Below are 23,111 nucleotides of genomic sequence, written 5' to 3' on the forward strand. Positions count from 1 at the left end.
CCGCCGTGGCCCCGCCCGTTTCGACCCGCCCGGCCGCTTCGGCGGCCGGCGCGCCGGCCCCGCCCCCCGGGCGGCGCCGGCGCGCGCCCCTGCTGCGCGCCGGCACCCGCCGCCGCGCCCTGCCCTGGCTGCTGCTGGCCCCGGCGCTCGCCGTCATCGCGGCGCTGCTGCTGTTCCCGCTGGGGCGGGTGCTGTGGCTGTCGGTGCAGGACTACGGCCTGGACAACGTCGTCTCGGGCCGGCCCGACTACATCGGGCTGGACAACTACGCCCAGGTGCTGGGCGACCGCTACCTGTGGACGGTCGCGCTGCCCAACACGGTGGTGTTCGCGGCGGTGGCGGTGGCCGGCACGGTGGTGCTGGGCACGCTGGTGGCGCTGCTGCTGGCCGAGCTGCGCCCGCTGGTGCGCACCGTGGTCCTGGGCTGCGTGCTGGTGGCCTGGGCGATGCCGGCCGTCTCGGGCACCTACGTGTGGGTGTGGATCTTCGACGTCGACGGCGGGCTGGTGCGCCAGGGGCTGGAGGCGGCGGGGGTGGTCGGCCCCGAGGGCTACAACTGGTTCACCGACCGGCTGGCGTTCTACGCCATCGCCGCGCTCAACGTGATCCACCACGGGTTCCCGTTCGTGGCGGTCACCGTGCTCGCCGGGCTGCTGACCGTGCCGCGCGAACTCCACGAAGCCGCGCTGCTGGACGGCGCCGGCGCCTGGCAGCGGTTCTGGAACGTCACCGTGCCCACCATCCGGCCGGTGTTCGCGGTGGTCACCATCCTGTCCACCATCTGGGACTTCAAGGTGTTCGCGCAGGTCTACCTGATGCCGGGCGGCTCCGGCGGCAACCGCGAGGTGCTCAACCTGGGGGTGTGGTCCTACATGCAGTCCTTCGGCCAGCAGTCCTACGGGCTGGGGGCGGCGATCGCGGTGCTGCTGACGCTCATGCTGCTCGGCATCACCGTCGCCTACCTGCGCGCCCTCTTCCGCGACGAGGAGCTGCGGTGACCGCCCGGCCGCGCGGGGCGCGCGGAGCGGCGGCGGCCGCGGCCCGGTGGGCGGCGGTGGCCGCGGTGCTCGCCTTCACCCTGTTCCCCGCCTACTTCATGGTGGTCAGCGCGGTGTCGGAGCGGCCCCGCAGCGGCACCGACTCCCTGCTGCCGACCTCCTTCACCCTGGACAACTTCCGCTACGTGCTCCAGGAGGCCGGGTTCCTGGGCTACCTGGGCAACTCGCTGGCCGTGGCCGCGCTGACGGTCGCGGGCAGCAGCCTGCTGGCGCTGCTGGCGGCGGTGGCCGTGGCCCGGTTCCGGTTCCGGCTGCGCACCACGGTGCTGATCATGGTGCTCACCGTGCAGATGGTGCCGCTGGAGGCGCTGGTCATCCCGCTGTTCCTCCAGGTGCGCGACCTGCGGATGCTCAACTCGCTGCTGGGGCTGAGCGTGGTCTACATCGCGCTGGCGCTGCCGTTCGCGATCTGGATGCTGCGCGGGTTCGCCGCCGCCGTGCCGGCCGAGGTCGAGGAGGCCGCCTACATCGACGGCGCCTCCTGGGGGCGCATGTTCTGGTCGGTGCTGTTCCCGCTGGTGGCGCCCGGGCTGGTGGCCACCGGGATCTTCTCCTTCATCACCGCCTGGAACGAGTTCATCCTGGCGCTGACGTTCATGAACGAGGCCGACCGCTACACCGTGGCGGTGGGGCTGCGGCAGTTCTTCGGCCAGTACACCACCGACTGGGGCGCGGTCATGGCCGCCTCCACCGTCATCACCCTGCCGGTGATGGTGTTCTTCCTGATCGTGCAGCGCGGGCTGGTGGCCGGCCTGGTGCAGGGGGCGGTGAAGGGATGACCGCCCCCGGTGCCGACCCGGCCGTGCGGCGCATGGCCCACACCGTCCTCATGCCCGGGTTCACCGGCACGGACGTCCCCGCGTGGCTGGAGCGCGCGATCGGCGAGGGGCTGGCCGCCGTGTGCTACTTCGCGCCCAACCTCGCGGCCGACCCCGCCGGCCTGTCGGCGCGGCTGCACGCGCTGCGCCCCGACCTGCTCACCGCCTCCGACGAGGAGGGCGGCCGCGTCACCCGGCTGCACGCCGCCACCGGCTCCCCGCACCCCGGCCACGGCGACCTCGGCGCCGAGGGCGACCCCCGGCGCACCGCCGCCGTCGCCGAGGCCATGGGCCGCGACCTGCGCGCCGCCGGGATCACCGCCGCGCTCGCGCCAGTGGCCGACCTGCGGCTGGACACCGCCAACCCCGTGGTGGGCGGCCGGTCCTTCGGTGCCGACCCCGACCAGGTCGCCGCGCACACCGCCGCGTTCGTGCGCGGCCTGCACGCCGCCGGGGTGCGCGGCGCGGTCAAGCACTTCCCCGGGCACGGCGCCACCCGGGTCGACTCCCACGTGGCGCTGCCCGTGGTCGACGTCGCCCTGCCGGTGCTGCGCCGCCGCGAACTCGCGCCCTTCGCCGCCGCCGTGGCGGCCGGGGCCGACATGGTGATGGCCGGGCACATCGTGGTGCCCGACCTCGACACCGCGCCGGCCAGCGTCTCGCCGGCCGCCTACCGGATGCTGCGCGCGGACCTCGGGTTCACCGGGGCGGCGGTCACCGACGCGCTGGACATGCGCGGGCTGGCCGCCCACACCGGCGCCGCCGACCCGGCGCGGGCCGTGGCGCTGGGCGCCGCCGCCGCGCTGGCGGCCGGCGCCGACCTGCTGTGCCTGGGCAACCCCGGCAACGCCGCCGCGGACGGGCGAACGCCCCCGCCCGGGTTCGACGAGCGGGTGTTCACGGCGGCGCGGGAGGCCGTGCTGGCGGCGGTGGACTCCGGCGCGGTGCCCGTGGCGCGGCTGGCCGAGGCCGCCGGGCGGGTCGAGCGCCTGCTGGCCGGTCCGGCCTCGGCGCCTTGACCGGCCGAGCCGGGTTCGCCAGGGTGGCAGCACCGCGCCACCGCCGCGGCGGCACGCCACCGCCCGCACGGGAGAAGGGGACAGATGGCCGACGACCGCGCCGCACACCCGATCGAGCCCGACGACCCCTGGCCGCGCAGCCCCACGACCGTGCCGATCCGCTGCAACGTGTGCATGGACCTGCGCTACTTCGCCGACCGGCACGCCGAGCACCTCGGCGACTACAGCCCCGGGCCGCACTGCAAGACCTGCGGCAAGCCGATCGAGTTCCGGTGCGTGGTCTGCGACTCCCAGTGGCGCCCGCTGTCGTAGCGGCGCCCGCCGCCACTGCGGCGGCGCGGGCCGGCGGTCGGCGGCGGCCCGCCGGCCCCCGCCGGCCCCCGGCCGGCCCCCGGCGCCGCGGCCTCAGCGCAGCTCGCGCTTGAGGATCTTGCCGGTGGCGGTCATCGGCAGCTCGTCGCGGAACTCCACCAGGCGCGGGTACTTGTAGCCGGCCAGCCGCTCCTTGGCCCAGTCCACGAGCTGCTGCTCGGTCAACTGCGCCCCCTCCTCGCGGATGACGTAGGCCTTGATCTCCTCGCCGTGGCTCTCGTGCGGCACACCCACCACGGCGGCGAGGCTGACCTCGGGGTGGGTCATCAGCACCTCCTCCAGCTCGCGCGGGTAGACGTTGTAGCCGCCCCGGATGATCATGTCCTTGGAGCGGTCGACGATGAAGTAGAACCCGTCCTCGTCGCGGCGGGCGATGTCGCCGGTGCGGAACCAGCCGTCGCGGAACACCTGCTCGTCGGCGTCGGGGCGGTTGTGGTAGCCCTTCATCACGCAGTGGCCGCGCACCGCGATCTCGCCGGGGCCCTCGCCCTCGACGTCGTTGAACGCGCTGTCGACCAGCTTCATCTCCACGCCCCAGATCGGCAGGCCGATCGAGCCGGGCTTGGCCTTGACACGGGGGTTGTTGAACGACACCACCGGCGAGGTCTCCGACAGGCCGTAGCCCTCCAGGATCTCCACGCCGAAGCGCTCCTTGACCTGGCGGGAGAGTTCGGCCGGCAGCGCGCTGCCGCCCGAGACCGCGACGTTGAGGCGCTTGGCGATCCCCTCGACGTCGTGCTCGCCCTTGGCGCCCAGCAGGCCCCAGTACATGGTGGGCACCCCGGCGAAGACGGTGACGCCCTCCTTCTCCATCAGCGACAGCGCCTCGTCGCCGTCGAAGCGGGCCTGGAGCACCAGCGTGGCGTGCCGGTAGAGGCCGCAGTTGAGCATGGTGGTCTGGCCGAAGATGTGGAACAGCGGGAGCACGGTGAGGTAGACGTCGTGCTCGGTGCGCTCGAACAGGGCGTCGGAGGCCACCGCGTTGAACAGCAGGTTCATGTGCGACAGTTGGGCGCCCTTGGGGCTGCCGGTGGTGCCGCTGGTGTAGATGATCACGGCGGTGTCGTCGGCCTCGGTGCGCACCGTGGAGAACGTGCCGGGCCGGCCGTCCAGCGCCGCCCACAGGGTCTCGGCGCCCTCGATGGTGGACTCGGTGGCGCCGGGGGTGGCCGGCAGGTCGATGAACAGCTCGCAGGTCTCGGTCTCGCGGAAGGCGGCGAAGGCGCGCTCGCCCAGCGGCAGCTCGGGGGTGCCGGCGAAGGCGAACAGCGCCTTGGCTCCGGAGTCGCGCAGGTGGTAGGCGATCTCGCGGCTGGTGAGCAGCACGTTGAGGGGGACCACCACCGCGCCGGCCTTCAGTGCGCCGAAGTACACGAACGGGAAGTAGGGGGTGTTGGGGGAGGCGAGCGCGACCCGGTCGCCGGGCGCGATGCCCCGCGCCACCAGCAGGTTGGCCACCTGGTTGGCGATCATGTCGACCAGGGCGTAGTTGAGCCGCAGGTCACCGAACACCAGGCAGTCGCGGTCCGGAGTGGTCCGGGCGCCGTCTTCGAGCAGTGCGGCGAGGTTGAGCATCGCGCCCTCCAGCAGTGTGACGTGGTATCGGTCACCTTCTTACCGCAGGGTAACTTGTGGGCTGGTCAGCGGGGTGGACTAAGCGCCCTCACGCGTCAGCGTGGCGCTGGCCGGCTGGTTGGCCGTGCCGCTGATGCCGATCTCCGACACCCGCCAGCTCGACCCGGCGGCGTCCAGGTGCTCGCCCAGGCGCAGCGTGAACTCCTCGGGCTCGCCGCCCTCGGGGCGGGCGCTGATCACCACGGCCGGCTCCTCGCCGTCCTCGTAGCCGGTGAGCTGGAGCTCCACCGGGTCGCCCGAGCCGCCCTCCACCGACGCCGGCGTGCCCTCCAGCAGTTGCACGCGGTCCTCGTCCACCCCCAGCACCGGCGCCGAACTGCTGGGCTCGGGCTCGGGCTCGCCGCCCTGGGCGCACGCGGCGGCCCCCAGCAGCACGGCGGCGCCCAGGGCGGCGGCGAGGAGGGTGCGGCGGACGCGGCGGGCGGCAACGAACTCGGTCATGGTCGGCGGATCTCCACAGGCTCATCGGGTGTGCCGCGCGGCGCGGCGGCGGCACGGCGCAACGGTTTGGCGGGTCGGGGGAGCAGAGGCAGCGGGAGCGGCGGCGCGGAGGGACAACGCCCCGGCCGCCGGCCACGGAAGGCAGGGGACGGAAACCAACAGGGACAACGGGAAGGGGCACAGCTCGAACGGGAACAGGAAAGGGCCGCACGGACGGCCGGAGGCGAGCGGCCGCGAACCGCGGGAACGCCTGCATTCTCCCACCGCTGAGGCGATCCCGGTGCCCGGCGCGCGTTCACACCCCGATTCTGCGGGCAGGGGACTACGCACAGGCACGACACAGCCCCGAGGAGACCCCCATGTCGACAGTTTGGGCCGTTGGCATCATCATCGCCGCGTGCGCGGTGTTCGCCATCTGGTGCCTGGTGCGCTGGACCGCGCAGCCGCGCACCTACTTCCGCGGCGGCCTGGCCGACCCCGAGCGCCGCCGCTTCCCGTGGTGGCAGCGCGGCCGCCTGGCACCCCAGACCGTCGTGGAGGAGCCGGCCGATCGCGGGATCATGGACACCAGCATCGACCACGAGGCCGCCACCCTGATCGAGGGCCCGCGCCACGAGTCGGTCCCCATCAGCACCAGCATCGACCGCGAGGCCCGCAAGCTGGCCGAGGAGGACGCCACCGGCGAACCGGCCCCCGACCACGCCGTCGAGGTCCACCGCCCGGCCGTCCGCCACGAGGCCGAACTGGAGCCCGACCCGGTGCGCCAGCGCCGCCTGGCCGCCGAGGAGCACGAGAAGGCCGCCGAGGAGTACCGCCGCGCCGCCGAGGCCCGCGAGCCCGGAGGCGCCCCCGCCGACGAGCCCGCCGGCGGCGAAATCCGCCGCACCCACACTTTCGACCGCACCAACCGCGACAACGTGTAACCCCGTTCAGGAGCCAAAGGACCACACCCCACCGAGATCCGGCGCCGTCCCGGGCGGCGGGCGCGCGACGGCGGGGCGAGGCGGGGGCGGGCCGCGCCGCTTCGTGTTGCGGGCACGCGGCGATCGCGCGGCGCCGTGCCGCGGACGCGCGTCAACGCGTCGAGAAGGCGCGGCGAACCGCGCTAACCTTGAGGTGGACACCCGGCTGGTGAGACTGCGGCGAGGCCGAACTCCAGCGGGCGCGGTCTGACCGCCGCCCTCCAGCCGCTCTGTGCCCCCAAGTGCGACCCGTTAGAGGACGATCCAGCGATGACAGCGGTAGACGGCGACCAGGCCGCGGGCGACACCTATGACGCCCGGGCGGTCCAGGAGAAGTGGCAGGCCCGCTGGGCCGAGGAGAACCCCTTCGCGGCCAGTGAGGATCCGGCCGACGACCGTCCGCGCCGCTATGTGGTCGACATGTTCGCCTACCCCTCCGGCGACCTCCACATGGGGCACGCCGAGGCGTTCGCCATCGGGGACGTCATCGCCCGCTACGGGTTCCAGCGCGGCGACAACGTGCTGCACCCCATCGGCTGGGACTCCTTCGGGCTTCCCGCCGAGAACGCGGCCATCAAGCACGGCACCCACCCCGCCGAGTGGACCTACGCCAACATCGAGACCCAGGCGGAGTCCTTCAAGCGCTACGGCATCGCCGTGGACTGGTCGCGGCGGCTGCACACCAGCGACCCCGAGTACTACAAGTGGAACCAGTGGCTGTTCCTGCGGTTCTTCGAGCGCGGGCTGGCCTACCGCAAGAACGGCCTGGTCAACTGGTGTCCCAAGGACCAGACCGTGCTCGCCAACGAGCAGGTCGTGCAGGGCCGCTGCGAGCGCTGCGGTACCGAGGTCGTGCGCCGCAGCCTGAACCAGTGGTACTACCGCATCACCTCCTACGCCGACCGGCTGCTGGACGACATGGACCAGTTGGAGAACGGCAACTGGCCCGACGACGTCCTGACGATGCAGCGCAACTGGATCGGCCGCTCCCACGGCGCCGACGTGCGCTTCGCCATCGAGGGGCGCGACGAACCGGTCTCCGTCTTCACCACCAGGCCCGACACCCTCTACGGCGCCACGTTCTTCGTCGTGGCCGCCGACGCCCCGCTGGCCGAGGAGCTGTGCGCCGAGGACCGCCGGGCCGAGTTCGAGTCCTACCGCGACCAGGTCGCCAAGCTGTCCGACATCGAGCGGCAGTCCACCGAGCGCCCCAAGACCGGCGTCTTCCTGGGCCGCTACGCGGTCAACCCGGTCAACGGCGAGCGCATCCCCGTGTGGGCCGCCGACTACGTCCTGGCCGACTACGGCCACGGCGCCGTCATGGCCGTCCCGGCGCACGACCAGCGCGACCTCGACTTCGCGCTCAAGTTCGGCCTGGAGGTCCGCGAGGTCGTCGACACCGGCGAGCCCAGCCCGGTCGAGACCGGCCTGGCCACCGCCGGCGAGGGCCGCCTGATGAACTCCGGCCCGCTGGACGGCCTGTCCAAGAGCGAGGCCATCCCCCGGATCATCGAGATCCTGGCCGAGCGCGGCACCGGCTCGGCGGCGGTCAACTACCGCCTCCGCGACTGGCTGCTGTCGCGGCAGCGCTTCTGGGGCACCCCGATCCCGATCGTGCACTGCCCCGACTGCGGCGAGGTCCCGGTCCCCGACGACGAGCTGCCGGTGCGGCTGCCCGAGAACCTCAAGGGCGCCGACCTCGCGCCCAAGGGCGTCTCGCCGCTGGCCGCCGCCGCCGACTGGGTCAACACCGCCTGCCCCAAGTGCGGGGGAGCGGCCAAGCGCGACACCGACACCATGGACACCTTCGTGGACTCGTCCTGGTACTTCCTGCGCTACTGCTCGCCGGGCGCCGACACCGCCCCCTTCGACGTCGACCAGGTCGCCAAGTGGGGGCCGGTGGACCAGTACATCGGGGGCAAGGAGCACGCGACCCTGCACCTGCTCTACTCGCGCTTCTTCGTCAAGGTCCTCTACGACATGGGCCTGGTCGGGTTCACCGAGCCGTTCCGCCGGCTGCTCAACCAGGGCCAGGTCATCAACCAGGGCAGGGCGATGTCCAAGTCCCTGGGCAACGGGGTCGACCTGGGCGAGGAGATCGACAAGTACGGCGTCGACGCCGTCCGCCTGACCATGGTCTTCGCCGGGCCGCCCGAGGACGACATCGACTGGGCCGACGTCTCGCCGGCCGCGTCGCTGAAGTTCCTCAACCGGGCCTACCGGGTCATGGCCGAGGCCGGCGCCGCCTCCGCGCCCGGGGCCGACCCCGCCGACGGGGACCTCGCGCTGCGCAAGGCCACCCACCAGGCGCTGGACAAGATCACCGCCGCCGTCGACGCGCACCGGTTCAACGTCGCGGTCGCCCGCATCATGGAGCTGGTCACGGCCGCGCGCAAGGCCATCGACTCCGGCCCCGGCGCGGCCGACCCCGCCGTGCGCGAGGCCGCCGAGGTCGTCGCGATCACGCTCGCGCTGTTCGCGCCCTACGTCGCCGAGGAGGGCTGGGAGCGCCTGGGGCACACCGGCTCGGTGTCGGTGGGCAACTGGCGCCGGCCCGACCCCGCGCTGCTGACCCAGGAGTCGGTGACGTGTGTCGTGCAGGTCGCCAGCAAGGTCCGTGACAAACTGGACGTCGCTCCGGACATCAGCGCCGAGGAGCTGGAACGCCTCGCGCTGGCCTCGGAGAAGGTGCAGGCGTTCATCGACGGCAGGGAGGTCCGCAGGATCGTGGTGCGGGCGCCCAAGCTGGTCAACATCGTGGTGGGCTGACCCATGGCGTGGGCCGGCCGTGCCGTCGAGGCGGCGACCGCCACCCCCGCGCGCCTGTGGCTGACCGCCGGGGCCGGGGTGGTGCTGCTGGTCGCCGCGTCGCTCACCGCGGGGATCGTCCTGAGCAGCGACGACCCCGCCGTGCAGGCCGACGAGGGCGACACCTTCGCCTCCGCGCCCGCCTGCGACTCCGTGCCGGCCGACGCCGTGGAGTCGCTGGTGCCCGGCGCCGCACTGGAGACCAGCGAGCACGGTCCCATGACCGACGCCGACAGCGCCACCTGCGTGTGGACCTCGATCGGCTCCGGCGACGGCCCGCCGCGCTCCCTGCACCTGGACTTCACCGCCCACTTCACCGACAAGGCGGGCGAGGTCAGCGGTGCGCGGGCGGCGGCGCTGCGGCTGGAGCAGTTGGCGCCCATCGGCCGGGTGGACGGCGCCGACCCCGTGCCCGAGCTGGGGGAGTCGGCCCTGGTGTGGCCCGCCACCTCCGACGGCACCTCCGCCGAGGTTGCCTTCCGCCGCGAGAACATGCTGATCCAGGTGTTCTACGGCGGCGACGAGAACGACCAGGGCCAGGGGCTGAGCTACGAGGACGCCCGCGAGGGCGCGATCGGGGTCGCCGAGCAGGTCGCCGAGTCACTGTAGGCGGCGGGCGGTCGCCACTCCGGCTTCCGGTGCGCGGGCGGCCGCTTCCCGGTGCGGCCGGTGTGCGGACGGGGGCGGCCTCGGGCGCGGCGCGGTTATCCATTCCGGTCAGCGCCCTAGTAGCGTGACGGTCGGTTCACATCCTCGGCGGTCCGGGAACCGGACGGCGCCGGGCGCGCTCTTACCCGAGGCAGGCCGCGACGCACCGCGCCCGCCTCCGGCCGGGCCACGTAGGACAGGAGGGCACCGATGACCCAGCCACCTTCCGGAGGCTCCGAGCCCGAGCGGGACGAGCCAGACGGCGGGTCGTCGCCCTCGGCACCGCGCTCCGCCACCCCACCGCAGGGCGCCCCCGCGCCCCCGCCCGCCCCTTCCGCTCTCGCACCCGGCGGCGACGGGACCGCACGGCCCCCGGCCCCGGGAGCCCCCCGGACCCCGGGAGCGGTGCCGCCCCCACCCACCGCCGGCCCGGCCGGGCGCGGCGCCCGCCCCATCGGCTGGGACGCGCAGCAGCACGGCGGGTCGGCCCACGGCGGGGACCGCCCCGCAGGCCCGCCCGCGCCGCAGGGTGGGCAGGCCGCGCCCGCGCAAGGCGGGGACCGCCCGGCGGGGCCGCCTGCGTCTTCGACCACGGGTACGTTCCAGGCTCCGTTCGCCGCCGGCAGTCCTCCGCCTTCGGCGCAGGGCGGTCCGCAGTCGGCCGCTCCCTCGGCCACGGGTACGTTCCAGGCTCCGTTGGCCCCTAATAGTTCTCCGCTTTCGGGGCAGGGCGGTCCGCAGTCGGCCGCAGGAGCGCCGCAGGGCGCTCCCGGGGCCACGCCCAACCCCGCGCCCGGTGGGCCGGGGGCGCCCGGCGGTCCGGGGGCGGGCGGTGTGCATCCGGTGCCTTCGGCGCCCGCGCAGAGCCGGGGGTGCGCCACGGCCGTGGTCGCCACGCTGGGCGTCATCGTGCTGCTCATGGCGGTCGGCGGCGTCTGGGCCATCGTGGCGCTGACCTCCGGGGGCGGCGACTACGGCACCGTGCCCGACTGCGCCGTCGCCCAGACCGACGCCCTGGAGTCCCTGGTCCCCGACCGCCGCAGCGAACTCGACCAGCCCATCGACGGCTTCCAGCGCAACTGGCGCGAGGGCCGGGAGTGCCGCTGGGCCACCGACCGCTCCGCGGAGTCCGTGCCCGCCGCCGCGCGGATGGTGTTCGTCCGCTACGACGACCACGGCGACACCGAGGCCACGGCCGCCGCGGCCGACGCCATGGCGGCCGCCGCCGGCCCGCACTCGGCCGAGCCGGTGGCGGACCTGGGCGACGAGGCGCTGTCCTGGCACGAGGAGACCCGCGGGTTCGGCTGGGGCTGCGTGGCGGTGCGGATGTCCAACCTCTACACCCTCACCTGCTACACCGCCTCGATCGACTACCAGTCCTCCGAGGCCGTGCCCGCCGACGAGACCGTCGCGGGCGCCGAAAAACTCGCCCGCGCGGTCGCCGACGCCGTCGAGGACGGCGACTACTAGCCACTAGCCACACGGTCCCCGCCCCGGTGCCGCGCACAGCGTCGGCGCCGGGGCGGCGCCGCGCCGTGCGGGTGCCGACCGGCCCGCGGCGCGGAAGGGACGCCGACCCCTGCCTTGCTCCGGATTCCGGCGGTGCCTGCACGCCCGCCCCCCGCAGGACGCGCGGCTTCTCCGCCGCCTGGCGGCGGGTGTCGATAGGGTGACAGCGTGGTCCCGCCTCGGTCGCGGTCGGCGGCGGGACCGGTCGATGGCCGGCCGAGTGAGCGGCGGGCGCTGAGGTCCCCGATGCCCCCGGCCGCCGTGCGGAGCTGGGGGGACGTCGTGTCCATGCGCGCCGTCCTGGTCGGCGGTGGTGCGGACGGGGCTCACCCGCCCCAGGCGGGCCTCTGCCGTGCCTCTGCCGTGCCTCTGGACTACGCGCCTGCCGGCCGCCGGATGCGCGGCGTCTCCGTCGCCTGGCGAGCGCGTTCCGGGCCGGCGCCGGCGTGATCCCGCGCGGCCGGCGGGGGCCGGAAGTCCTGGCGCTGCTGGGGCTCTCGCGGGTCCTGGGAGTGCCGCACCCAGGTGCGGGCCGGTCTGGTCGGTCGGCGGTGCGCGCACCAGACTCGAGTGTGTCGGACCACCCGTCCGGCTTCCACGTGCGGCGGCCGCGCACTGGAATCGACCTGGACTTCGATCTGGAGGAGAACCATGTCCACCACCTCCGTGCCCGACACCTCCGGCGGCCGGGCTGACGCGGCCCAAACGGTCGCCGCCCTCCACCGGGCGTGGGTCTTCCTGTGGGACCGCGCCGAGGGGGATCCCGCGTTCGACTTCGCGGGGGTGTTCGGCGACTACTACGACTTCGACGGCGAGGACGTCATCCTGTTCGACGACGCGGACTCCCAGCGGCGCGTCTTCCGCGACGCCGCCGCGTTCGGGCGCGCGTTCACGCCCGTGTTCTCCGCGCTGCGCCGCGCCGAGCACGCCGTCGAGGAGGGGCCCGAGGTCATCGCCTCCGGCCGGCTGGCCGCCAGCCGCCTGGTCTTCGTGGCCCGGCTCACGGCGGCGGACGGAGCGGTCACCGCGCTGCGGGCGCTGAACTCCCAGGTGTGGCGGCTCGGCGCCGACTACCGCTGGCGGATCGTCCGCGACCAGACGGCGGTGCGGCCCATCACCCCTGAGGAGGCCGACACCGTACTCGCCGGGCGGCCCTCGGCGGGGAGTTGACGTCCTGCTCGCCGGGCGGCCCCCGTAGGGAGACTGACGACCGGGGCGGCCGCCCGGCGGGGCTCCGGCTCCGGCCGGGGCTTCCCGCGGGGCCACCGGCTCCTCCCGGAGGCTCCTCCCGGGTCCGCGTGAAAGACCGACCGGGGCGGGGCCGCCGGGGCTTCAGGGGGTCGTGGTCATGGTCGCGTAGCTGTCGTGGACGAGGGCGATGAAGTCGGGGAACTCCTTCAGTTCGCCGTACTTGACCTCGAACAGCACGGCCCCCCACTCTCCGTCGGCGTTGACCCGCGCGGGGTCGAGGAGCCAGAGGTCCTCGCCGTAGGCGACCTCCAGCGCGCGCTCGAACAGCGCGACGTACTCGTCGGCTTCGCCCAGGTCGCGGTACATGTCGACGATGTAGTCGGAACCCTCGCTTTCACGCATCCAAGCCAGTTCCGCGCACGAGCACACCGCCTCGGTCCAGCCGTCGACCGCCGGCCAGCCGTCGCTCGCCTTCAGGAAGGCGCGCAGGCTCGGCGGCAGCCGCACGCCCAGCCGCTCCTCGGCGGCCGCGACGGCCTCCTCGGTGGCGGGCGCGCGGCCCAGCCAGCGGGTCCGCCGCTGCTCCTCGGTGATGCCGGGCAGCCGGTACTCGTTGGCCGTGCGGAGGTAGATGTCGCCGTACATCAGCAGGTAGGCGCGCCACTCCTCGGGCGTGGCGGGGCGGGTAGGGGGGACGGGCCGGTCGTGGCTCATGCCGTGTCTTCCTGGTGGGGGCGTGGCGGGGCGGCGCGCCGCCGCGGCAGCAGGTTAGGCGGCCGTACCGACACTCCTCGGGGAGCCCCGGCCCGCCGGCGCACCCCTATACCCCTACAGGCCCACCGACTCCTCCAGGAAGCCCACCAGGGCGGGGGCGACGTCGGGGGAGAAGCGGCGCTGGGCGTCCAGGACGGGGGCGCCGGGGGCGTCGTCGTACATGCGCAGGACGTGGTCGGCGCCCTCCAGGTCGACGCGCTCGGCGCGGGGCAGGCCGGTCATCAGGCGGTCGACGTCGGTGTCGGGGATCTGGGAGTCGGCGGTGCCCCACAGCACCAGCACGGGGATGTCGCCGGGCACCTCGCGCGCGAGGTCGACCGGGTCCATTGCGTCGGCGGTGCGCAGGAACGGGGCCGTGCGCGGCTCCAGGACGCCGCCCAGCGGCGACCCGGGGTCGAGGTCGGGGACCTCGCCGTCGCGGACGCTCGCGATGGCGTAGCGGGTGTCGGAGAGCATCTGGTCGGCCTCGGTGAAGCCGAGGGAGCCCGCCGCCTCGGCCTGGCGGACCTGCTCGGTGACCTGGCGGTCGAGGACGTCGAGGTAGCGGCGCCCGGGCGGCGCCGCCAGCACCAGGGCCGCCGGCGGGGTGGCGCCCGCGAGTTCGTGGGCGCGCAGCGCGAACAGCGCGCCCTCGCTGTGGCCGATCACGACGAGCCGCTCGGGGTCGACCTCGGGCTGCTCGGCCATGAAGGCGTAGGCGGCGGCGACCTCGTCGGCGAAGACGTCGTAGTCGACCGGGGCGTCGGGGCCGCGCGAGGCCGTGCCCGTATCGCCGCTGCCGAACTTGTCGTAGCGCAGCGACGCCACCCCGGCGTCGGCCAGCACGCGGGCGAGGTTCTCGTTGGTGCCGGCGTCGGGCCGCGCGGGGTTGTCGCCGTCGCGGTCGGTGGGGCCGCTGCCGGAGACGATCAGCGCCGCCGGCAGCCCCTCGCCGGCCTCGGGCGGCAGCGCGAAGGTGCCGTGCAGGGTGTCGGGGCCGCTGGTGAAGGTGATGTCGCGTTCGGCCGGGCGCACGCCGGGCGCCGAGGCGATCGGGTTGGGTTCGGTCTCGGGGGAGCAGGCGGTGCCCAGCAGCAGCAGCAGCGGGACGGCCGCCAGCGCGGCGAGGGCGCGTGCGGCGCGGGCGGGGCGCGGAAGCGGCACGAGGGGCATGGTCACCACGGTATTGCCCGCCGGGCGGCGGCGGGGCGGGGGCTGCGGGGGCGGGCGGTGTCCGGGGGCGGCGCGGCACCGGCGGGCGCGGGAGGCCGCCGGTGACCGCGCCGGTAACCCTTGGGTTCCGAATCGGACAAGGATCCGTGATCTACGCCGAAGATCACGGACCACTATCAAAGCGAGTCGAAGTCGTTACAGAACCGCTCAGACGCGCCGCAGGACGGCCACGACCTTGCCCAGGATGGTGGCCTGGTCGCCGTTGATGGGTTCGTAGGCGTCGTTGCGCGGCAGCAGCCACACGTGGTCGGAGTCGCGCTTGAAGACCTTCACCGTGGCCTCGTCGTCGAGGAGGGCGGCCACGATGTCGCCGTTGTTGGCGTCGGGCTGCTGGCGGACAACGACCAGGTCACCGTCGGTGATGGCGGCCTCGATCATGGAGTCGCCGACGACGTTGAGCATGAACAGCCGGCCCTCGCCGACGAGCTGCTTGGGCAGCGTGAGGACGTCCTCGATGGACTCCTCGGCCAGGATCGGGCCGCCGGCCGCGATCCGGCCGACCACGGGGACGTCGGTGGCGCGGGCGCCGTCGGCCTCGGGGGTGTCCTCCAACTGGTCCCAGGACCGCACCGGGGGCTGTCCCGGTATGCGAATTTCCACCGCTCGTGGGCGATTTTGGTCGCGGTGGAGATAGCCCTTGCGTTGCAAGACCTTCAACTGGTGCGCAACACTGGACGGGCTCGATAGCCCCACCGCGTCGCCGATCTCGCGGATGGACGGCGGGTACCCGCGCTGCCGCACGTAGCGGTGAATACAGCTCAGCACGCTCTGCTGGCGGGCCGTGAGCTGCGGCGCACCCTCCGCTCCCTCGGCGGACCCCTGTGGATCGGCGGAAGACGCGGCGGTGGACCGGAGCGCGGTGACGGAGGTTCCGCCCGCGTGAGGTTCCTGGGTTCCGTGGTTCTCCTCCGGCACGGCCGGCCTCCTCGGCGGTCGGTGGGTCAAATGGTGCGGCTATCGGTGCGGACGTCGGGCGGATCCCCGAAAAGGCGGAGCCGACCAGTCGAGCGGGTTTTTCAGCAGCGGTAGCGCGCGTGCCGCCACCTGGAGTGGCGCAGCCGATACCGCGGCGAAACATGTCCAACGTTAGTGCGTGTACACGGCAATATCAAACAAACGTTCGAGATGGTGCTGAAAAATTCGCTCGTATGCGGTAGTAATCGAACGTCAGTTCTAACGAACGGGCGTACGAAGGTGAGGGCAGTGTCCATGACTGTTTCCGCGGCTGAATCCGCATCCGCGTGCGAATCCCCGGTGCGCTGGTCCACGTCGTCCGCCGCGCGCCGCGCGGTGCCGCGCCGCCTGTCCGTGGTGTCGGCCCCCGGCGGTCACGGAGCGGGACCTGGCGTGGCCGAGGCACCCGCGCGCGCCGACCGGGAGGACCGCCCCGGCCGCGGCGACCGCCCCGCCGGGGCCCCCACCACCGAACCGTTCGACTGGGCGCGCGAGATCCCCGAGTGGCGCGGGCGGCCCGAGCCCCGCCCGGTGCGCCGGCCGCGCGCCGAGGCCCCCGCCCCGCGCCCCGATGTCCAGCGCCCCGCCGCCCAGCGCCCCGATGCCGCCCAGGGCGCGGCGCTGGCGCCGGCGGTGTCGCTGTGGCGGCACCGGCTCACCCGGCGCGGCAGGGTGGTCGTGGTGGCGTCGGCCTCGGTGCTGGCCACCGCGCTGCTGTCGGCGGCGTTCATGGCCGCCACCACCGCCGGCGCCGCGGCCTCCAACACCGCCACCGACTCCGTGCTCAACGGATCGGCCCCGGGCACCGTGGTGGTGCGCGAGGGCGACACCCTGTGGGAGATCGCCGAGCGGGTGCGACCCGGCGACGACCCCCGCCGCATCGTGCACGAGATCGTGCGCGTGAACGGCCTCGACGAGTCCACGCTGGAACCCGGCCAGGAACTCCTCATGCCGGAGTTCTAACAGCCGGCGGTGACATTCCGGCCGGCGGCGCCCGCGCACCCGGCGCACCTAGCCGCCGGTCAGCGGCGCGGCCCCGCTAGAGGTCGGCCACCCGCCACTCCGCCGGCGGATCGGCCACCAGGCGCACCTCCTCGACCCGCAGGTCGGCCGGGCCGGGGACCGTGGTGCCGGGCAGCGCCACCGCCGCCGCTCCCCACGCCACCGCCTGGCACAGCCGCTCCTCGGGCGGCCCCTCGGCCGCCAGGTAGCCCGCCAGCGAGCAGTCGCCCGCACCCACCGTGCTGCGCGGCACCACGGCCGGTCCCTGCGCCCACCACGTGCGCTCGCGGTCGACCAGCAGCGCGCCGTGCGCGCCCAGGGTCACCAGCACCAGGCCGTTGCCCCAGGACACCACCTCGCGCGCCGCGCCGACCACGTCGCCCACGGTCTCCAGCGGGCGGCCCAGCAGCGCCGCCAGCTCCTCCATGTTGGGCTTGAGCAGCGCGAAGCCCCCGGCGCCCGCCGCCGTCTCCAGGGGCTTGCCCGAGGTGTCCAGGGCCACCTGCACCCCGCGCGCGGCCGCCAGGCGGGCGATGCGGGCGTAGAGGTCGGGCGGGGTGCCGCCGGGGAGGCTGCCGCTGGCCACCAGCCAGCGCGGGTCGCGCTGGAGTTCGGCGTCGAGCGCCGCCAGCAGGTCCTCGATCTCGGCGGGGGTGAGCGCGGGCCCGCTGCTGTTGAGCTTGGTGGTGGTGCCGTCGGCCTCGGTGACGGTGACGTTGGTGCGCGTGGCGTCGGTGATCGGCACCCGCACGCAGGGCAGGTCGCCCAGCAGCGCGGTCAGTTCGGCCCCCTGGGCGCCGCCCACGGGCAGCACGGCGGTGGTGTCGCGCCCGTTGCGGCGCAGCGCGCGCGAGACGTTGACCCCCTTGCCCCCTGCCTCGGTGCGCGAGGTCTGGACGCGCAGGATCTCGCCCTGGAGGAGTTCGGGGATCTCCAGGGTGTGGTCGACACTCGGGTTGGGCGTGCAGGTGAGGATCATCGCGGGCGCGCTCCGTGGTTCAACGGCGGACGTGGTCGGCGACCGTCTCGAAAGCCGAGCCCGCGAAGCGGGGGCCGCGCGGAGCGGCCCGCCGCCGGTGCGGGGTCCCGCCGGCGCGCCGGGCACAGGCCGGGGCCGGTGGCCCCGGGCGGGCAGCCGACCGGCCTCCGTTCTCGCGCGGATTCGGTCCGTTTGGTTGTGACTGCTTTTGATTATGTCCGGTTACCAGGTCAAGTCAATGTGTTTTGGTGTGTTTTGCGGTCCGGGCGGCCCGCTGACCACGGGTTGCGTCCGCCCGGACCCGCGCGGTGACTACGGTGCCGGGATGTCCTCGGGCAGCAGCGCGGTGAAGTCCTCGGCCGCCACCCCCTCGGCGCGCACCAGCCGGCCCGCCTGCCGGGTGATCATCCGCTCCAGCACCTGGCGGGCGTAGCGGCCGTTGCCGAACGCGGCGCCGCGCGGCACCGCCGAGAAGTGCTCGTGCAGCGCCGCCAGCGTCTCCTCACCGCACACATACCCCGAAGCGGTCGCCATGCTCTCCACGATCGTGACCAGCTCGTCGTCGCTGTAGGAGGCGAACTCCACGTGGTGGTTGAACCGGGAGGCCAGACCCGGGTTGGAGGCCAGGAACCGCTGCATCTCGCCGGTGTAGCCGGCCACGATGACCACCACCTCGTCGCGGTGGTCCTCCATCAGCTTCACCAGGGTGTCGATGGCCTCCTGGCCGAAGTCGTTGCCGCTGGCGCCCGCCGGCGCCAGGGTGTAGGCCTCGTCGATGAACAGCACGCCGCCCTTGGCGCGCTCGAACACCTCGGCCGTCATCTGCGCGGTGTGGCCGATGTAGCGCCCGACAAGGTCCGAGCGCGCCGTCTCGATCACCTGGCCGCCGGGGAGCACGCCCAGCGTGTGCAGCAGCCGGCCGTACAGCCGCGCCACGGTGGTCTTGCCGGTACCGGGCGGCCCGGCGAACACCAGGTGGTGGCTCATCGGCGCCACCGGCAGCCCCATGGACGCCCGGCGCTGCGCCATGATCACCAGGTTGATCAGGTCGTTGACCGTCTCCTTGACCTGGGACAGGCCGATCATGCCGTCCAGTTCGGCGCGCAGCGCGGCCAGGTCGTCCTGGGTGGCCCCCGCCGAGGCGCCCTCCAGCACCTCCGGCCCCAGGTCGGCCGGGGTCAGCCGGGCCAGCTCCGCCGGGTCGTCGGGCGCCTCGCCGCCGAGCCGGTAGGCCTGGCGGTCGATCATCCCCTCGAAGATCTTGCGGGCGTCGCGGCCGTTGCCGAACGCCGGCCCCTTGGGGATCCGCTCGAAGTACTCGCTCAGCGCCTCGACGGTGGCCTCGTCCATCGTGTAGTGGTTGGCCTCGCACATGTTGCGCACGATCTGGACCAGCTCGTCCACCTCGTAGTTGGGGAACTCAATGGTCTTGCTGAACCGCGACGCCAGGCCCGGGTTGGCCGCCAGGAACCGCTGCATGTTCTCGGTGTAGCCGGCGACGATGACCACCACCTCGTCGCGGTGGTCCTCCATCAGCTTGACCAGGGTGTCGATGGCCTCGCGGCCGAAGTCGGGGCCGCTGCCGCCCTCGCTGCCCTCCGACAGGGTGTAGGCCTCGTCCACGAACAGCACGCCGCCCTTGGCGCGCTCGAACACCTCGGTCGTCTTGATCGCCGTGCCGCCGACGTACTGCGACACCAGGTCGGCACGCGCCACCTCGACCACGTGGCCGTAGCGCAGCACGTCCAGGTCGGCCAGGATCTGGCCGTAGAGCCGCGCCACCGTGGTCTTGCCGGTACCGGGCGGGCCGCCGAACACCAGGTGCCGGCTCATCGTGGGCGTGGGCAGCCCCATCTCGGCGCGCCGCCGGTTCATCTGCGTGCGCTTGATCAGCGTCTTGACCTCGTGCTTGACGCTGGACAGCCCCACCAGGCCCTCCAGTTCGGCCAGCGGCCCGCTGGCCTGCGGCCCGCCGTCCTCGGCGGCGTCCTCGGCCGGCTCGCTCGGCGCCGACGACGGCGCCGGAGCGGTGCCGGCGTTCTCGCCGTAGGCGTCGGGCGAGCCGTTGTCGTGGCTGAGCAGGTCCTCGGCGCGCACCCGGTCGCTCTTGGCGGTCTGGCGCAGCCCCGACCGCTTGTTCTCGCGCACCGAGCAGTCCTCCAGGACCACATCCTCGGTGGAGTGGATCAGCACGCCGTCGCCGCCGTTGCCGAACACCTCGCAGTGCCGCAGCGACGCGGTGGCGCCGGCGGCGACCAGCACCCCGTTGCGGCGCCCGTTGTACACGCGCGAGCGCAGCGCCGACACCTCGCCGCCGTTGTGCACGGCGATGCCCTCGTTCACGCAGCCGGAGATGTCGCAGTCGCGCAGGTCGGCCTTTGCCTTGGCGCCGACGGTGACCCCGTTCTCCTGGCTCTCGCCGATCTGCACGCCGGTCAGCAGCGGCCGGGAGCCCTCGCTGACCATGACCGCGGCCTTGCCGGTGCGGTCCAGCGACACGTCCTCCATGCGGCCGTGGCCGTCCTTGCGGAACAGCACGCCCTGGCCCCGGGTGTCGGTGACGGCGAGCCCGCGCAGGAACGGCGCGCACTCCTCGACCACGATCCCCGGCCCCGAGGTGCCGGTGACGATCCCCCGGTCGAACTCCGCGGTGGTGCCGCCGCTGAGGCTGACGCCCGTGCCGCCGCGCACGGTCAGCCCGATGAACGAGGTGCCCGCGCGGTCCTCGGCGCGCACGCCGTCGCCCTCGGGGTCGGTGACGTCGCAGTCGGCGAACAGGCCGCGGGCCTTGCCCCACACGTGGATGCCGACCCCCTTGGCGCGGTTGACCGCCACCCGCGACAGTTGCGGGTCCGATCCGCTGTGCACGCCCACGCCGCGCCCGCCGACGTCCTCGATCACGCAGTCCTCCACCACCGGGCGGGCGCGGCTGGAGATCATCAGGCCGTCGCCCTTGGTGTCGTGGACGCGGGTGTCGCGCACGCTGGTGGAGGCGTCGTCCTCCAGGGCGATGGCCGGCTTGGTGGTGCCGGAGATGTCGCAGCCCTCGACCGTGCCCGCGGCCTGGCCGCTCGCGAACAGGCCGTTGCCGCCGGCGTCGCGCAGCACGCACGAGCGCACCGTGGGCCGGCCGCGCTCGCCGATGACCAGGGCGCTGGTGCCGACCTCCTCGATGAGGCAGTCCTCCACCGCGCTGGGCTCGGCCGCGGTGATGACCACGCCGGCCCCGCCCGAGCAGGTCACCCGGCACTCGCGCATCGCCAGCGCGCCGGTGCCGCGCACCGACACCGCCGCCCACGCCACGGAGCTGATCTCGCAGTCGGCCATCTCGACCTGCCCGGCCGCGATGTCCACCGTCGGCCGCTCGTCGTTGCGGCCGCTGAGCACCAGCCCCGAGAGCTTCACCGCCTCGGCCGCCGAGGCGACGGCGCTGCGCTCCTCGGCGAGCACCTCCACGCTGCCGCGCCCGTCGCGCGCCACCAGGGTGACCACCTTGCGCAGCACGAGGCTCTCCTCGTAGCGGCCGGGGGCGATCGAGATCAGGGCACCGTCCTCGGCCGCAGCGACCGCCGCGCCGATCGTCGGATGCGCGTCCGCGGAGTCCGGGTCGACCGTAAGAAGCTGCCTGGCCATCGGAACGTTCCTTCTCTTCGGTTCGGGGACCGCCCGCGGCGGGGCCGTCGTGGTTGTGCGGGGCGGGCGGCGCCGGGGCCGCCCGCGCGGTGTGCGGGGTGGGGTCAGGTGCACTCGGCCCGCACGGCCGAGGCCGCCACGTGCGTGGTGAGCCCTTGGTCGGCCAGGCTGTTCTCGCCGATGTTGGTCAACTGGACGGTGAACTGCTCGGCGGGGGAGGTGAACCCGGTGACCCGCACCCATCCTCCCCTGGCGGACGCCTGCTCGACACCGAAGACGGCCGCGGCGGTGCCCGAGGGCTCGGCCCCCGGGAAGATCTGGTACATCGCCTCCTGCTCGGCGACCCACTGCGGGCTGTCGTCGTCGGGCACGAAGACGAACAGGTCGCAGTCGGCCTCGGCGCGGCCGGGCCGGAAGGTCCAGTAGGCGAAGCGGCCGTCGCCGTGCTCGGTGGTGCCCGACACCGGGATGGCGTCGTAGGAGCCGTCGCAGCCGTCGTCGGCGTAGCCGCCGGAGCGGGTGGCCCAGCCGTCGGTCCCGGCGCCCTCGGCGCCGTAGGCGGCGGCCGAACCCGCCGGGCAGCCCGGCCCGGCGACGGCGGTGAAGGCCGCCGCGGCGGGCGCGGAGGCCGACGGGCTCGGCGAGCGGGCGTCGCCCGCCGCGGCGGTCCCGCCCTCCGGGCCGCCCGCCCCGGACTCCCCGGACTCGCCCTCCTCGTCGCCGGGGGAGGGCTCGCCGCTGGGACCGGCCCCGGCCGCGGCCGCCGCGGCGCCGGGGTCCCCGGCCCCGCCCTCGCCGCCCCCGCTGCCGGTGTCGGCGCCCTCGTCATCGCCACCGCCCCCGCCGGCTGCGCCGCCCCCGCCGCCGGTATCGCCGCCCCCGCCCGCGTCCGCGGGCGGCGCGCCGGCCACCGGCGCGCCGCCGGCGCCGTTGTCGGCCGAGCCCCCGGAACCCCCGGAGCCCCCCGAATTCTCGCCGCCCGGCGCGCCCGGGCCGGCGGCGTCCTCCGACATGGCCTCGGGCACGAACCCGGGGTCCTCCTGCGCCTGGGCCGCGCCCCCGCCGGCCGCGCCCGCCGCGTCGGCGGCGGAGTCGCCGCCGTCCTGGCGGGCGCCTCCGGAGCCCGGGCCGTCCGCGCGCAGGCCCGCGCCGGCGGCGGTGATCGGCACCGTCGCCACCGTCTCGGGCCGGCTCAGCGCCGACAGCGCCAGCGGCGCCACCACCAGCAGCGCGCCGGCGATGGCGGCGCCCGCGATCGCCGGCGCGCCCGGCCGGCCCAGCGGCCGGTCGGTGTCGGCCGCCGGCTTGGCCAGGGGCGTGGGGTCGCTGTCGGGCACGGTGATGCCCGGCCGGGCGGCGGCGCGGGCGGGCGCGCCCGTACGGGCCGGCGGCGCGGCCCGCTCGCCGAATCCGGTGTCGGGCGCCGGCGCCCGGGCCGGTTCGGGCGGCCGGTTCAGCGGGATCCGCGCGGGCCAAATCAGCAGTCCCGCCGGTCCGCGCCCGCGCGTCTGGCCGGCGGGCTGGAAGGAGGGTTCGGTCATGGGGGTCGGTCGCCCTTCCGTGAGGGCGGACGCGGCGGACCGGGCGGGGCCGCCGCGTCCTCGCGGGGGGTCCTACGGGGGGTGGGGGGTGTGGTGCGTGGGAGGGCGCGGGGTCAGCGCCGGCCGCCGCCGCCGGTGTCGGCGCCGCCGCCCGTGCCGGTGATCGTGGTGATGTTGTTCTCCTCGGTCACCTGGAAGTTCTTGGCGGTCCGGATGGTGTTGTCGGCCGACATCCGCAGCGCCTCGGCGATGTAGCCGAGGTAGGTCATGAGGTTGGTCTGGAGCGGGCCGAGCACCTTCTCCATCTGCTCGGCGAACTCGTCGCCCTCGCCCCAGGGCTTGCCCAGGGCGGCGCTGGCCGCCTCGTAGCGGCGGATGAGTTCGTCGATCATGTCCGCCGGCACGTGGATGCTCGCACCGTCGCGCGAGACCCCGTCGGGGTAGACGAACAGGTCGACCGAGCCGTTCTCGTTGACGGTCACCGAGTCGCCAGGAGGCATGTCGGGGGTCCTTTCTGCTGGAGGCGGGGGAGCCGGCCGGGGGGGCCGCCGGGGC

The 23,111-nt window shown here is 74.6% G+C and carries 19 protein-coding genes; 10 read left to right on the forward strand and 9 right to left on the reverse strand.

Going from position 1 to position 23,111, the window contains the following annotated elements:
• Positions 1-5: 5 nt before the first annotated feature.
• From LG943_RS11665 to LG943_RS11680, 4 genes are all read left to right on the forward strand, one after another.
• The gene (locus LG943_RS11665; protein WP_270072252.1) at positions 6-998 is read left to right on the forward strand and encodes a carbohydrate ABC transporter permease; all 993 of its coding nucleotides are present in this window, start codon (positions 6-8) and stop codon (positions 996-998) included.
• A 98-nt stretch (positions 999-1,096) separates the two neighbouring features.
• Positions 1,097-1,837, forward strand: a complete 741-nt coding sequence (locus LG943_RS11670; RefSeq protein WP_270072286.1) for a carbohydrate ABC transporter permease — start codon at positions 1,097-1,099, stop codon at positions 1,835-1,837.
• Positions 1,834-2,895 (forward strand): glycoside hydrolase family 3 N-terminal domain-containing protein, encoded by a 1,062-nt coding sequence (locus LG943_RS11675; protein WP_270072253.1) that lies wholly within the window; start codon positions 1,834-1,836, stop codon positions 2,893-2,895. Before LG943_RS11670 ends, LG943_RS11675 begins: the two co-directional genes overlap by 4 nt.
• 84 nt (positions 2,896-2,979) lie before the next feature.
• Positions 2,980-3,207 carry a hypothetical protein gene (locus LG943_RS11680; RefSeq protein ID WP_270072254.1) on the forward strand — a complete coding sequence of 76 codons (228 nt, stop codon included), beginning with the start codon at positions 2,980-2,982 and terminating at the stop codon, positions 3,205-3,207.
• A 93-nt stretch (positions 3,208-3,300) separates the two neighbouring features.
• On the opposite strand, the gene LG943_RS11685 is transcribed toward LG943_RS11680, so the two are convergent.
• Both LG943_RS11685 and LG943_RS11690 read right to left on the reverse strand, forming a co-directional pair.
• On the reverse strand, positions 3,301-4,842 hold the full coding sequence (locus tag LG943_RS11685; RefSeq protein WP_270072255.1) for a long-chain-fatty-acid--CoA ligase: 1,542 nt from the start codon (positions 4,840-4,842) through the stop codon (positions 3,301-3,303).
• 78 nt (positions 4,843-4,920) lie between these two features.
• Positions 4,921-5,343 (reverse strand): DUF6406 domain-containing protein, encoded by a 423-nt coding sequence (locus LG943_RS11690; protein WP_270072256.1) that lies wholly within the window; start codon positions 5,341-5,343, stop codon positions 4,921-4,923.
• A gap of 359 nt (positions 5,344-5,702) precedes the next feature.
• On the opposite strand from LG943_RS11690, the gene LG943_RS11695 reads away from it, so the two are divergent.
• The 5 genes from LG943_RS11695 (at position 5,703) to LG943_RS11715 (ending at position 12,440) form a co-directional block, all read left to right on the forward strand.
• Positions 5,703-6,266, forward strand: coding sequence for a hypothetical protein (locus LG943_RS11695; RefSeq protein WP_270072257.1), 564 nt, complete (start codon positions 5,703-5,705; stop codon positions 6,264-6,266).
• Positions 6,267-6,575: 309 nt separating this feature from the next.
• A complete protein-coding gene (gene leuS, locus LG943_RS11700; RefSeq protein ID WP_270072258.1) occupies positions 6,576-9,074 on the forward strand; it encodes a leucine--tRNA ligase in 2,499 nt (832 codons plus the stop codon).
• A gap of 3 nt (positions 9,075-9,077) precedes the next feature.
• Positions 9,078-9,722, forward strand: coding sequence for a hypothetical protein (locus LG943_RS11705; RefSeq protein WP_270072259.1), 645 nt, complete (start codon positions 9,078-9,080; stop codon positions 9,720-9,722).
• An 882-nt stretch (positions 9,723-10,604) separates the two neighbouring features.
• Positions 10,605-11,231 carry a hypothetical protein gene (locus tag LG943_RS11710; protein ID WP_270072260.1) on the forward strand — a complete coding sequence of 209 codons (627 nt, stop codon included), beginning with the start codon at positions 10,605-10,607 and terminating at the stop codon, positions 11,229-11,231.
• Positions 11,232-11,921: 690 nt separating this feature from the next.
• Positions 11,922-12,440, forward strand: a complete 519-nt coding sequence (locus tag LG943_RS11715) for a Cif family virulence factor (protein ID WP_270072261.1) — start codon at positions 11,922-11,924, stop codon at positions 12,438-12,440.
• A gap of 162 nt (positions 12,441-12,602) precedes the next feature.
• On the opposite strand, the gene LG943_RS11720 is transcribed toward LG943_RS11715, so the two are convergent.
• The 3 genes from LG943_RS11720 to lexA form a co-directional block, all read right to left on the reverse strand.
• Complete coding sequence (locus LG943_RS11720) at positions 12,603-13,175, reverse strand: SMI1/KNR4 family protein (RefSeq protein WP_270072262.1); 573 nt, start codon at positions 13,173-13,175, stop codon at positions 12,603-12,605.
• Between the two features lie 114 nt (positions 13,176-13,289).
• On the reverse strand, positions 13,290-14,387 hold the full coding sequence (locus LG943_RS11725; protein WP_270072263.1) for an alpha/beta hydrolase family protein: 1,098 nt from the start codon (positions 14,385-14,387) through the stop codon (positions 13,290-13,292).
• 207 nt (positions 14,388-14,594) lie between these two features.
• Positions 14,595-15,212, reverse strand: coding sequence for a transcriptional repressor LexA (lexA, locus tag LG943_RS11730; RefSeq protein WP_408648587.1), 618 nt, complete (start codon positions 15,210-15,212; stop codon positions 14,595-14,597).
• Between the two features lie 582 nt (positions 15,213-15,794).
• On the opposite strand from lexA, the gene LG943_RS11735 reads away from it, so the two are divergent.
• On the forward strand, positions 15,795-16,364 hold the full coding sequence (locus LG943_RS11735) for a LysM peptidoglycan-binding domain-containing protein (protein ID WP_270072265.1): 570 nt from the start codon (positions 15,795-15,797) through the stop codon (positions 16,362-16,364).
• A 76-nt stretch (positions 16,365-16,440) separates the two neighbouring features.
• Here the strand turns inward: LG943_RS11735 and pfkB are convergent, their stop codons facing one another.
• The 4 genes from pfkB to LG943_RS11755 all read right to left on the reverse strand — a co-directional run bounded on the left by pfkB (position 16,441) and on the right by LG943_RS11755 (position 23,056).
• Complete coding sequence (gene pfkB / locus LG943_RS11740) at positions 16,441-17,382, reverse strand: 1-phosphofructokinase (RefSeq protein ID WP_270072266.1); 942 nt, start codon at positions 17,380-17,382, stop codon at positions 16,441-16,443.
• Positions 17,383-17,694: 312 nt separating this feature from the next.
• Positions 17,695-21,015, reverse strand: a complete 3,321-nt coding sequence (locus tag LG943_RS11745; protein WP_270072267.1) for a right-handed parallel beta-helix repeat-containing protein — start codon at positions 21,013-21,015, stop codon at positions 17,695-17,697.
• Positions 21,016-21,119: 104 nt separating this feature from the next.
• Positions 21,120-22,556 carry a hypothetical protein gene (locus LG943_RS11750; RefSeq protein ID WP_270072268.1) on the reverse strand — a complete coding sequence of 479 codons (1,437 nt, stop codon included), beginning with the start codon at positions 22,554-22,556 and terminating at the stop codon, positions 21,120-21,122.
• 113 nt (positions 22,557-22,669) lie between these two features.
• Complete coding sequence (locus LG943_RS11755) at positions 22,670-23,056, reverse strand: hypothetical protein (RefSeq protein WP_270072269.1); 387 nt, start codon at positions 23,054-23,056, stop codon at positions 22,670-22,672.
• Between the last annotated feature and the right edge of the window lie 55 nt (positions 23,057-23,111).

The organism is Streptomonospora mangrovi (assembly GCF_027604915.1).
GTDB lineage: Bacteria > Actinomycetota > Actinomycetes > Streptosporangiales > Streptosporangiaceae > Streptomonospora > Streptomonospora mangrovi.

What these genes read in the sequence shown, in the direction of transcription:
- LG943_RS11670 (WP_270072286.1), top strand. Translation starts at nt 1,097, where the DNA reads ATGGTGGTCAGCGCGGTGTCGGAGCGGCCCCGCAGCGGCACCGACTCC.
- LG943_RS11675 (WP_270072253.1), top strand. Translation starts at nt 1,834, where the DNA reads ATGACCGCCCCCGGTGCCGACCCGGCCGTGCGGCGCATGGCCCACACC.
- LG943_RS11680 (WP_270072254.1), top strand. Translation starts at nt 2,980, where the DNA reads ATGGCCGACGACCGCGCCGCACACCCGATCGAGCCCGACGACCCCTGG.
- LG943_RS11685 (WP_270072255.1), bottom strand. Translation starts at nt 4,842, where the DNA reads ATGCTCAACCTCGCCGCACTGCTCGAAGACGGCGCCCGGACCACTCCG.
- LG943_RS11690 (WP_270072256.1), bottom strand. Translation starts at nt 5,343, where the DNA reads ATGACCGAGTTCGTTGCCGCCCGCCGCGTCCGCCGCACCCTCCTCGCC.
- LG943_RS11695 (WP_270072257.1), top strand. Translation starts at nt 5,703, where the DNA reads ATGTCGACAGTTTGGGCCGTTGGCATCATCATCGCCGCGTGCGCGGTG.
- leuS (WP_270072258.1), top strand. Translation starts at nt 6,576, where the DNA reads ATGACAGCGGTAGACGGCGACCAGGCCGCGGGCGACACCTATGACGCC.
- LG943_RS11705 (WP_270072259.1), top strand. Translation starts at nt 9,078, where the DNA reads ATGGCGTGGGCCGGCCGTGCCGTCGAGGCGGCGACCGCCACCCCCGCG.
- LG943_RS11715 (WP_270072261.1), top strand. Translation starts at nt 11,922, where the DNA reads ATGTCCACCACCTCCGTGCCCGACACCTCCGGCGGCCGGGCTGACGCG.
- LG943_RS11720 (WP_270072262.1), bottom strand. Translation starts at nt 13,175, where the DNA reads ATGAGCCACGACCGGCCCGTCCCCCCTACCCGCCCCGCCACGCCCGAG.
- LG943_RS11725 (WP_270072263.1), bottom strand. Translation starts at nt 14,387, where the DNA reads ATGCCCCTCGTGCCGCTTCCGCGCCCCGCCCGCGCCGCACGCGCCCTC.
- pfkB (WP_270072266.1), bottom strand. Translation starts at nt 17,382, where the DNA reads ATGATCCTCACCTGCACGCCCAACCCGAGTGTCGACCACACCCTGGAG.
- LG943_RS11745 (WP_270072267.1), bottom strand. Translation starts at nt 21,015, where the DNA reads ATGGCCAGGCAGCTTCTTACGGTCGACCCGGACTCCGCGGACGCGCAT.
- LG943_RS11750 (WP_270072268.1), bottom strand. Translation starts at nt 22,556, where the DNA reads ATGACCGAACCCTCCTTCCAGCCCGCCGGCCAGACGCGCGGGCGCGGA.
- LG943_RS11755 (WP_270072269.1), bottom strand. Translation starts at nt 23,056, where the DNA reads ATGCCTCCTGGCGACTCGGTGACCGTCAACGAGAACGGCTCGGTCGAC.